Here is an 8,643-nt window from a genome sequence, read left to right as displayed (position 1 = left end):
ACACTCTTTTTTTAATGAAGACTGTTCAACATTTAGCTCAATTAAATTCCCATCAGGGTCTGCACAAAAGATTTGGGCAAAGCCGCTTTTACTCTTTCGTTTTTCAAGGGTCTCAATTCCTTTAGAGGTTAAATGACGGAGCGTCTCTTCAAAGTCAGCTACACGAAGAGCAAAGTGACCTTCACGACTGCTTAGTTCCGTTGTTCCACGAAGGGTTTGAGCAGTAGGAAAAACGATTAAGTGGATTTGTTGATTCCCAACTCCGTACCAAGCTCCTTCGAAATCAAAATCTGGACGCTTAATTTCTTGTAATCCTAAAACATCTCCATAAAAATGTTTGGCTTTTTCAATATTTGTTACGGCTATGCTTACGTGATGTAAGGCTTCGTATGTAATCATGATAAATTCCTCATTTCTCAAGAGTTATTATGTAAAACGATATCATAAAAACAAATAGATGACCACAAGTACGAATGTATACTGAGTATAAACTAGTGCACAATGAAAAGGTACAAAAAAAGGGAGTGTATAAAATGGATATGGAAATGCAAGGTAGCTCTTGATATTTATAGTTATACCATTCAGATTGTAAACATTTGCTTTTTAGGTAATCCCCAACATGAGAATGAATTTGTGTTAGTGGATGCAGGAATGCCAGAGTCGGCTCCAATGATTTTAAAGGAAATTGAAGACCGATTCGGTGTGGGTGCTCAGCCTAAAGCAATCGTTTTGACCCATGCTCATTTTGATCATATTGGTTCTGTTATTGACCTAGTTGATAAGTGGAACGTTCCTGTCTATGCTCATGAGTTGGAAATGCCTTATTTGACAAGTCAAAAAAATTATTCACTACCGGATAGTACAGTAGAGGGGGGGGCTTGTAGCGAAATTATCCCCTCTATTTCCTACTGAAGCCATTGGTTTATAGGGAGCTTTTTATCATTGTTTTATGTCCCAGAAGGCAAGAACGGTTCCCCATATGAAAATAACGAAATAAAATAAGCGCTGTAATAAACCGACAGGCATTGGAAAAAAGAAAACAAACATTATAAGTAATAGAATCATAAATAGAATGGTTAAACAAATAAGCGTCCATTTGCGTCCTGTAGGTAAAAGCTTCGCGTATATCCAAAGTCCGGCTAAAGTAGTGATCATCCCCACCTGAGCAACAATGGAGTGCCAAAATAGATTTATATCAGCTGGTATGAATCCAGAAACGATATTTCCTAATGCCAATAGTAAAAGGAAGATCGTTGCTAGATGTCTCACTTTTGTTTTTGCAAGGTTTTGTGCTAAATACAAAATCCCAATAGCGAGAGTTAAACCGTTTATAATAAACAAGACGTTCATCCAAAGATGAAAAGGAGAACAGATCGTGTAAGGTGCCAGTGAATACGTATATTCACCACATGAAGTAACACCAAGATCACTCATAGCTTGGTATAAAAAGCTATAGGGAACAAGAGAAGTATAAATAAAGAATGGTTCAATCAAAAAATAGCAGCAAGTAGCAAACCAGCTCAAAACGCCAATTTTTTTTGGTATATACAGTGTAATCACCCTTTTTAAAGTGTTATACAGCTATTATATATCCAAAAAATGCTAATTAGAATAGAGCTATAAGGGGAGTTTATTGTAAGGCTTAGGTCTGATAAATAAAGTTCTTCAAACGTACTCTTTTATTGTTTTGTTTCTGTACGAAAAGCTTGTAGGGTTGTTTGTAAGGAAGCATAGGAACCAATGGCGCCATATCCATAAAACCATCCCATAAAAAGGCCAGCGATTAAATCCTTTGGGTGGCTGATAAAGATAGAAACTGTTAACCCTATTAATAAAGCGATTGTTGGTACATATTTCTTATTGATTTTGAAGAAGATTTTTAAAAGTTGGGTTATAATCATCACGCATGGAACAGCGATTATTGCATCCCAAAAGTTTGTGTGAATTGTTGGAAAGACCATGTAATCCCACCTTCAAATGAAAGGAATAAAAATAACTCTATAGTAATAAAATTAGAGTCTCCAATTTGTGCCTTTTTATTTAGAAAAGCCACCAGGAATTTCTGGTAGCTTCTTGTGTTAGCTCCTATAGGATTGAAAGTGTTCAATTGTTTTGAGCAAGTGCGTATGAATGTCGCTAGAAGGTTTCCATCCAAGGGTTTGAAGTGCTTTTTGATTGTTTAATTGACTGTGTAAAATCTCTCCGCTTTGTCCAGGTAGATAATTAGGAGTAGCAGATGAAGAAATCTCCGCAGCTAACAGTTTAAACAGTTCATTAATGCTAATTTGATGATTGCAGCTAATATTAATAATTTCATTCTCACCACTTTTAATAGCAAGAACATTTGCTTTCGCTACATCTTCAACAAACACAAAGTCTCTAGTTTGATTACCGGTCCCAAAAATAGAAGGGGTTTTACCATTTAGTAATTGGTTAATAAAAATGCTGATAACGCCACCTTCTCCGTCTGATTTTTGACGTGGCCCAAATACGTTAGCATAGCGGAAAATTGTAAAAGAAAGGCCGTGTAGCCGTTGAAATAATTGAATGTAAGACTCCGATACAAGTTTTGAAGTTCCGTAAAAGGAAAGAGGAGATGTGGGTGTTTCTTCATCAATCACTGTGTCGGCATCACCGTATACAGCGCTAGAAGAAGAAAAAATAAATTTTTTGACCGCATGTTTTTTACACATATCTAGCAAGTTAATAGTTCCCAAGATATTAGTTGCTGCATCTTCAACGGGGGCTTTTAAAGAAGTCGAAACATTGACTTGTGCCGCTAAGTGGATAACAACTTCTGGTTTTTCAATTTTAAATACCTGCTCAATCTCTTTTGACAAAATTGACATGTTGTAGAAAGAAACGTCATCAGCAAGGTTGCTTCTGATCCCGCTTGATAGATTATCAAGGACAACAGGAGTATACCCATTTTCTAATAAACATTCAACAACATGAGAGCCAATAAAGCCTGTTCCGCCTGTCACTAGTACCTTCATAATTTATCACAATTTGATTTATTCATCACATTCATTCTCCTTTTTTGTATTGGTCTTCCACCACTCTTCGTAGACTGCTTGTATTTTAGCAATCATTACATCCGCGGTTAAATGAGTGGTTGCAAACTCAAAGGCTTGGTTCGCTATTGTTTTACGATATTCGGCATTGCAAATGAGTTCTTCAAGAGCTTGCTTTAGTTCAGCAACGTTTCCAGGTTTACAAACGAGTCCTGAATGTCTGTTTGTAACAATCTCAGGTATACCTCCACAATCACATGTTATAATGGCTTGTTTTGCATGCATTGCTTCAATGATTGATAAAGGGAGGTTATCATTTAGTGTTGGCAGAACGTAGATATCGGATTGTTGCAGAATGTCAAAGACATCATGACGTTTGCCGAAAAACGTAACGAATGATAAGTCTAAATCGCTACGGATTTTTTCAAGATGTTTTCTCATAACACCATCACCCACAATCCATACTTCAATATAATCTTCGAACTGTTTTAGATGAGAAAGAGCTTGAAGAAAGAATTCATGTCCTTTTCTAGGTCCTAATCGTGCGATGCATGTAATAACTAGTTTATTTGTTGCTTTGCTATAAGAAGTACGCAGTGAAGGAACTTTCACGCCGGTATGAACGGTCCTTAATTGTTGATTTGATGCTCCAAGCTCCTTTAGTCGTGGATGAAATGAATCGCTGATTGTGATAATTCGGAAAGCCCCTCGTATGCCAGCTCTCTCAATCGCTGTAAAATAGGCTTCTTCAAGGGATCCTTGTTGCATCTTGTAAAAATCGATGCGACTTTTGGTAAAATGACCGTGCGGCGTAAAGAAAATGGGTTTGTGAAGTTTTTGGTTGAGGTGAGCGAGAAGGTATGCTGCGAAGAGATCTTGAGCATGAATAATATCATAATTTTTAAGATTTTGTTTTTCTAAAAAAGCGTTAAAAACAGTGAGGAAGCTTGTGTTTTTAACAATTTTCTCGCTAACCAACCCGTAGCGTTTGCTCATAAACTCTTTTGCTTTAGAAGCTTGAACTGGAATATGGATCTCAAGCTCTTCTTTCGACATGCTAAGAGGTGAGAGTACATCAACGTGATAGTCCAGCTCTGAAAAACCATCTTTAACATGGTTGATATAGTGAGCTAAACCTCCTGTATTAGGGTAGCGTAAAAAGGTGACATACAAAATACGAAGCTTTGGCTTTCTGATGAGTGCTTTTGCAGTTTGGAATCCTGGTTTGGAAATGAAAGCTGGATTATTTGATGAAATAGCATAAAACTGATCCATGGTGTGGAGTAAATCAGGGAAAAACGGAGGTAGATTTGTCGAAAAAGAATCGTTCATAACATAACACCTCGATTCGTTCGCTTACTATTTATAAATTCCAAGGTCTTTACCCCAGGTTTCAAGTTTATGAAGGTGATAAGGTAATAGCTCACCACCACGATTTTCATAAATTCTTCGCAGTTGTGTTTGTAATCCCTTTTCAAGAGTTCGCTGCAAATATGCCATTTTATAAAGGTGGGTCGGATTTTCTTTAAAGGAAATGCCGTGCTTTTTCATCTCTTGAAGGTAGGCTTTAATGCACTCTGTTCGAATAGAATTGCCGTCTTTTTGCCAGTCTTTTCGAAAAGCAATTAACAGCTCAACTAATACGATTAAATCTAGCCAAGAAGGAGCGTATTTAGCAGACTCCCAATCGATAAATTGAATTGGCCAAGGGCCGTTTTTTACCGTGTCATGGCTACATATGTTTTGCATGTGCAAATCGCCATGAGTTAGGGCAGAACCACTTTCTAATAACTCTGGAAAAAAATCAGGACCCTTTTCGTATATTTTATATAAAGAACTTTTATGAGGTGAAAGAATGGATTTGAGTTCTCGGTTTTTTGAGGATTCTTGAAGGAAATTCATCGTGTTAGCAATCGCTTTTGAGCGTTCTTTTCGCATAGTGAATGAATCATAAATAGGTAGCCAAGAGCTCCATTCCATTGCCTGTTCATTAAAATGACTGTCAAACGTATTAGCATGCAGTTTTGCTACCGATGGAATAATGGATTGAAAATGCTTTGGTGTGAACACTAGTTGACCTCGAACTTGTTGCACAAATTCCATGAATATCCACGTTTCTTCTTTATATTCTTCCACTAAGTAAATAGTTGGAAAAAAAGACTTTAACTTGGAATAACCTTTTGTATACATATTGATTTCAATGTCGTTTTTATAATTATTCTTACTATACGTTTTAAAGATAAGTGGAAAAGAATCATGTTTTGTGCTCACAACCAGTTTATAAATACTACTTCGCGTTGTAGATTTTAAGCATTTCAAGTCGGTGGAATCAATCGTGATTTTTTCCCCGATAGATGCTGATAGCTTTTCTTCGATTTTTAAGAGCTGAAACGTTGAATATAATTCTTTTGGTTGATACATTTCTTATTTCTCCTTTCGCTTGTTTTTCCATGCGTTGACTAAATGTGAATAAGCACTTCGAACAAAGGGCATTGGATCTCGTAAGCTGAACAATGCCCATTCTTTTTCGCCTTTAAAACCTGATAGGAAATCTCGTAACGTCATGCCTTCTTGTTTTCGCTTCGTTAGGTAAGTTAAGTAATAGCGCACGAGATAAATCCACTTCACTCCATCTTTTTGAACGAGATGGGGAATCGGTTGTTGTTCTGTCATTGATAAATAGTAGAGGTAAACAAAGTCGATTCCAGCTGCACCTGTTAAGCTGTGGGTGAGCCAAAAACGAGGGTTTATTTCAATGAATTTATAAACACCATCTCTCGGGTCTTTTTTAAACTCAGCCATCGCAACGCCCTTTAAGTGAATGGCTTTAAAGAATGGGAGGCAAATATCAAATAATTCAGGAACGGTCTTACTGACAATATGCGCTCCAGTGCCAAACTGAGCTGGAAACTGATGATTTTTTTGGAGTGAAAACTGAGCAAGTAAATTCATATTTTCATCAAAAAAAGTGGCTACCTTATAAAAACAGCTGTTATCGCCTGGAATAATTTCTTGTACAATTAAATCTCCAGCTTGTTGATAGGTAGGGTATTCTGCTTGGAGTTGTTCAGCAGTTTGGATTAAGATTGCTTTTTTATTAATAATCTTTCGAAATTCATGGCCAAGCACAGGCTTTAAAATGCATGGAAACTCTAACGTCTCTATCGCTGTCTTCATATCATCTTCATTTTTAATAATAAACGTTTTAGGGCAGGGGATGTTATGTTTCAAAGCAAGATTATAAGCTCGCTGTTTATCTAGCACTTGCTCAATTACATCATGATCAGGAAATAAGAATAAAAAATAATTGGAAAGTTCCTTACGGTATTTGGAAATAAATATGACATAATCATCAGCACCCGTATATAATACAGGTTTATGTTTCTGTTTCTTTCCAAGTGTAATGAGCACATCTAGCAGCTCTTTTTCTTCGGTAAGAGGACTTGGACAAGGGCTACAGGTAGCTAATTTTGTTTTTCCAATTCGGTAAGACTTTTCTGTATCAAAAGCATATATTTCAATGTTCCGTTCTGCTAACCTTTTAATAATTCCTAAGCCGTTTGCGCTAAGGTCGAGTACTACGGCAGCATGTTTGTCATTCATATTTTTTCACCTACTTTAAAAGCGGCAAGCGCTTGAGAATAAAGGTTGCTTATAAAAGACACCATTTTCACGTTTGTCAGGTTGGCGTTTGCGAAACGCTTTGCATTGGCGGCCATTCGAGCACGCGCCTTTGTATTAGCGATGAAAAAGGAAAGTGCTCTAGCTAACGTTTCGGTGTCTCCTGGTTCAATAATAATTCCAGTTTTATTATGCTTAATAATCTCTGGGATGCCTCCGCATTCTGTTGAAATGATTGCCGTTTGAGCATGCATTGCTTCAATAATAGATAGAGGCAAGCTATCGTTTAGCGTTGCGAGAACAAAAATGTCGGTTTCGTGTAAGATTTCTGGAATATCGGTTCGAGTTCCAAGAAAATGAACCATGTCCAAATGGAATTTTTCCTTTTGTTCTTCCAACTCTTCGCGCATTTCTCCGTCACCTACAATAAGCACTTCTACGTTATCTAGATGATTAATAGTAGACAGGGCACTTAATAAATCTCTATGGCCTTTTCTAGGGCCTAGTCTAGCAATTGATGCAATGGTAATCTTGTCATCTTTTGCTTTATGCTTTTTAGGGTACATCTTATTTTCAATCCCGGTGTAAACTGTTGTCATATGTTCTTGTTTGGCACCAATACTTTCAAGTGGTGGGCGAAATCCATCATGTAAAATGATAATATGGCTGGCAAATGAAACAGCTTGCTGCTCCATGCGTAGGTAATACGCTTCTTCAACCGATCCTTTATCAAAAATATTGAATTTTAAGCGGTTAAAAGTATACATGCCGTGAGGAGTATAGAAGAGAGGTTTCTGAAGAGACTTGTTAAATTTCCCTAAAATATTTGCGGTGAATAAATCTTGAGCATGGAGGATATCATATTTTTCTAAATCTACGGTCTTTAACATTTGTTCATAGATATAAAGTAAACGTTGGTTTTTTAAAATAAGTTTGTTTACTTCGCCATAACGGGTTGAAAAAAAGTCTTCAAGCTCAGGAACAATTTCATTGCGCATTTCTTCTTTTTTTAAAGATGGAAACTTACGAGGAGAAATGACATCCACATAATGACCTTGGCTCCGTAAAGTAGCGCTTAGCTCTGAGATATAGTTAGATAAACCACCTGTGTGAGGATAATCCCAAAATGTTGTAATTAAAATCGAAAGCCTGCGCTTTTGTGAATTTTGTTTTTTCATAGATTTTAACTTTTTGCTAGGTTGAGTTGAACTGTATTCTTCCACATCACTTTTATTATTAATCCCATAAAATGTATCCAACGTATCAATTATATATGGATATGGGATGTTGCCACTGTATTTCACAACCAAACCCTCCTTATAATTTCAAACGCTTCAGCATACGGTACACCAACGGTCATTCCCCGAACCTTTGCTAATGCTTTTACTCCCTCATATGATCTTGGGTGTGGGAAATCACGCATTTCCACGTCATATTCTTTTAGCGCTTCCACTTTTAAATCCATTGTATCGGTAACATTTACAAAATAATTTGGTTTAAATACTTGATCGTGTGTATAGGTATTCCATTCGGTAGAAGATACTGTTTCAAATGTAATGAGCTCGATTGGTTTTTTATTAGGAAGCGGGCGAGTCGCGGTTAACACCGCTTCAAATGTAATACGGTGATCGATGTTCATATCACCGTAGTGGTGAGTGAAAATTTTACTTGGATTATATTTTGTAATTAATGCTTCAATGTCTTTTGTCAACTTGTGACGAGGCATCATTTCTAACTCTAAATTTTTATGACCGAGAAAAATAACTTCTTCAATGCCGAGCTTTTTGTTAGCGAGACGGCCAAACGCTTGAATATGATGAGCTTCTTCTTTACGCCCTAACGCTGTAACAACAGATACGACCGTATATCCTTGATCGATCAATCGTTTGAGAGTTCCTGCAGATCCTAATAGTTCGTCATCAGGGTGAGCTCCGATAACTAATATATAATCTTTCATTCCGATGTCACTCCTTATAGCCTTCTGTCTCTATTACGGTTAATATATGCA

At 36.9% G+C, this 8,643-nt stretch carries 9 protein-coding genes and 1 pseudogene; 1 reads left to right on the top strand and 9 read right to left on the bottom strand.

The window, feature by feature from the left end; genetic code table 11:
* A partial coding sequence (locus BFL01S_RS08390; protein ID WP_061785430.1) for a VOC family protein occupies window positions 1-399 on the bottom strand: 399 nt, incomplete at its 3' end.
* Window positions 400-549: 150 nt separating this feature from the next.
* Here BFL01S_RS08390 and BFL01S_RS08385 point away from each other — a divergent pair.
* Window positions 550-925, top strand: a pseudogene (locus BFL01S_RS08385) (MBL fold metallo-hydrolase); the annotation flags it as partial.
* Window positions 926-939: 14 nt separating this feature from the next.
* Here the strand turns inward: BFL01S_RS08385 and BFL01S_RS08380 are convergent.
* The 8 genes from BFL01S_RS08380 to BFL01S_RS08345 form a co-directional block, all read right to left on the bottom strand.
* Window positions 940-1,551 (bottom strand): DUF998 domain-containing protein, encoded by a 612-nt coding sequence (locus tag BFL01S_RS08380; protein ID WP_174521183.1) that lies wholly within the window; start codon window positions 1,549-1,551, stop codon window positions 940-942.
* A 128-nt stretch (window positions 1,552-1,679) separates the two neighbouring features.
* The gene (locus tag BFL01S_RS08375) at window positions 1,680-1,961 is read right to left on the bottom strand and encodes a hypothetical protein (protein WP_025908051.1); all 282 of its coding nucleotides are present in this window, start codon (window positions 1,959-1,961) and stop codon (window positions 1,680-1,682) included.
* Window positions 1,962-2,078: 117 nt separating this feature from the next.
* On the bottom strand, window positions 2,079-2,996 hold the full coding sequence (locus BFL01S_RS08370; protein ID WP_061785429.1) for an NAD-dependent epimerase/dehydratase family protein: 918 nt from the start codon (window positions 2,994-2,996) through the stop codon (window positions 2,079-2,081).
* Window positions 2,997-3,014: 18 nt separating this feature from the next.
* Complete coding sequence (locus BFL01S_RS08365; protein ID WP_138117032.1) at window positions 3,015-4,346, bottom strand: glycosyltransferase family 4 protein; 1,332 nt, start codon at window positions 4,344-4,346, stop codon at window positions 3,015-3,017.
* A 27-nt stretch (window positions 4,347-4,373) separates the two neighbouring features.
* Window positions 4,374-5,435 (bottom strand): protein kinase family protein, encoded by a 1,062-nt coding sequence (locus BFL01S_RS08360; protein ID WP_061785428.1) that lies wholly within the window; start codon window positions 5,433-5,435, stop codon window positions 4,374-4,376.
* A gap of 3 nt (window positions 5,436-5,438) precedes the next feature.
* Window positions 5,439-6,617 (bottom strand): carboxylate--amine ligase, encoded by a 1,179-nt coding sequence (locus tag BFL01S_RS08355; RefSeq protein ID WP_061785427.1) that lies wholly within the window; start codon window positions 6,615-6,617, stop codon window positions 5,439-5,441.
* Window positions 6,614-7,939 carry a glycosyltransferase family 4 protein gene (locus tag BFL01S_RS08350; protein WP_035320038.1) on the bottom strand — a complete coding sequence of 442 codons (1,326 nt, stop codon included), beginning with the start codon at window positions 7,937-7,939 and terminating at the stop codon, window positions 6,614-6,616. The genes BFL01S_RS08355 and BFL01S_RS08350 overlap by 4 nt, the downstream gene beginning before the upstream one ends.
* Complete coding sequence (locus BFL01S_RS08345) at window positions 7,936-8,592, bottom strand: PIG-L deacetylase family protein (RefSeq protein WP_025908045.1); 657 nt, start codon at window positions 8,590-8,592, stop codon at window positions 7,936-7,938. The genes BFL01S_RS08350 and BFL01S_RS08345 overlap by 4 nt, the downstream gene beginning before the upstream one ends.
* Window positions 8,593-8,643: the final 51 nt, after the last annotated feature.

It is taken from the genome of Priestia flexa NBRC 15715, assembly GCF_001591565.1.
Classification (GTDB): domain Bacteria; phylum Bacillota; class Bacilli; order Bacillales; family Bacillaceae_H; genus Priestia; species Priestia flexa.
This window is presented reverse-complemented; position numbering and strand designations above follow the sequence as displayed.

Coding starts and splice junctions, on each gene's coding strand:
- BFL01S_RS08345 (WP_025908045.1), bottom strand. CDS start 8,592: ATGAAAGATTATATATTAGTTATCGGAGCTCACCCTGATGACGAACTA.
- BFL01S_RS08375 (WP_025908051.1), bottom strand. CDS start 1,961: ATGGTCTTTCCAACAATTCACACAAACTTTTGGGATGCAATAATCGCT.
- BFL01S_RS08370 (WP_061785429.1), bottom strand. CDS start 2,996: ATGAAGGTACTAGTGACAGGCGGAACAGGCTTTATTGGCTCTCATGTT.
- BFL01S_RS08360 (WP_061785428.1), bottom strand. CDS start 5,435: ATGTATCAACCAAAAGAATTATATTCAACGTTTCAGCTCTTAAAAATC.
- BFL01S_RS08365 (WP_138117032.1), bottom strand. CDS start 4,346: ATGAACGATTCTTTTTCGACAAATCTACCTCCGTTTTTCCCTGATTTA.
- BFL01S_RS08355 (WP_061785427.1), bottom strand. CDS start 6,617: ATGAATGACAAACATGCTGCCGTAGTACTCGACCTTAGCGCAAACGGC.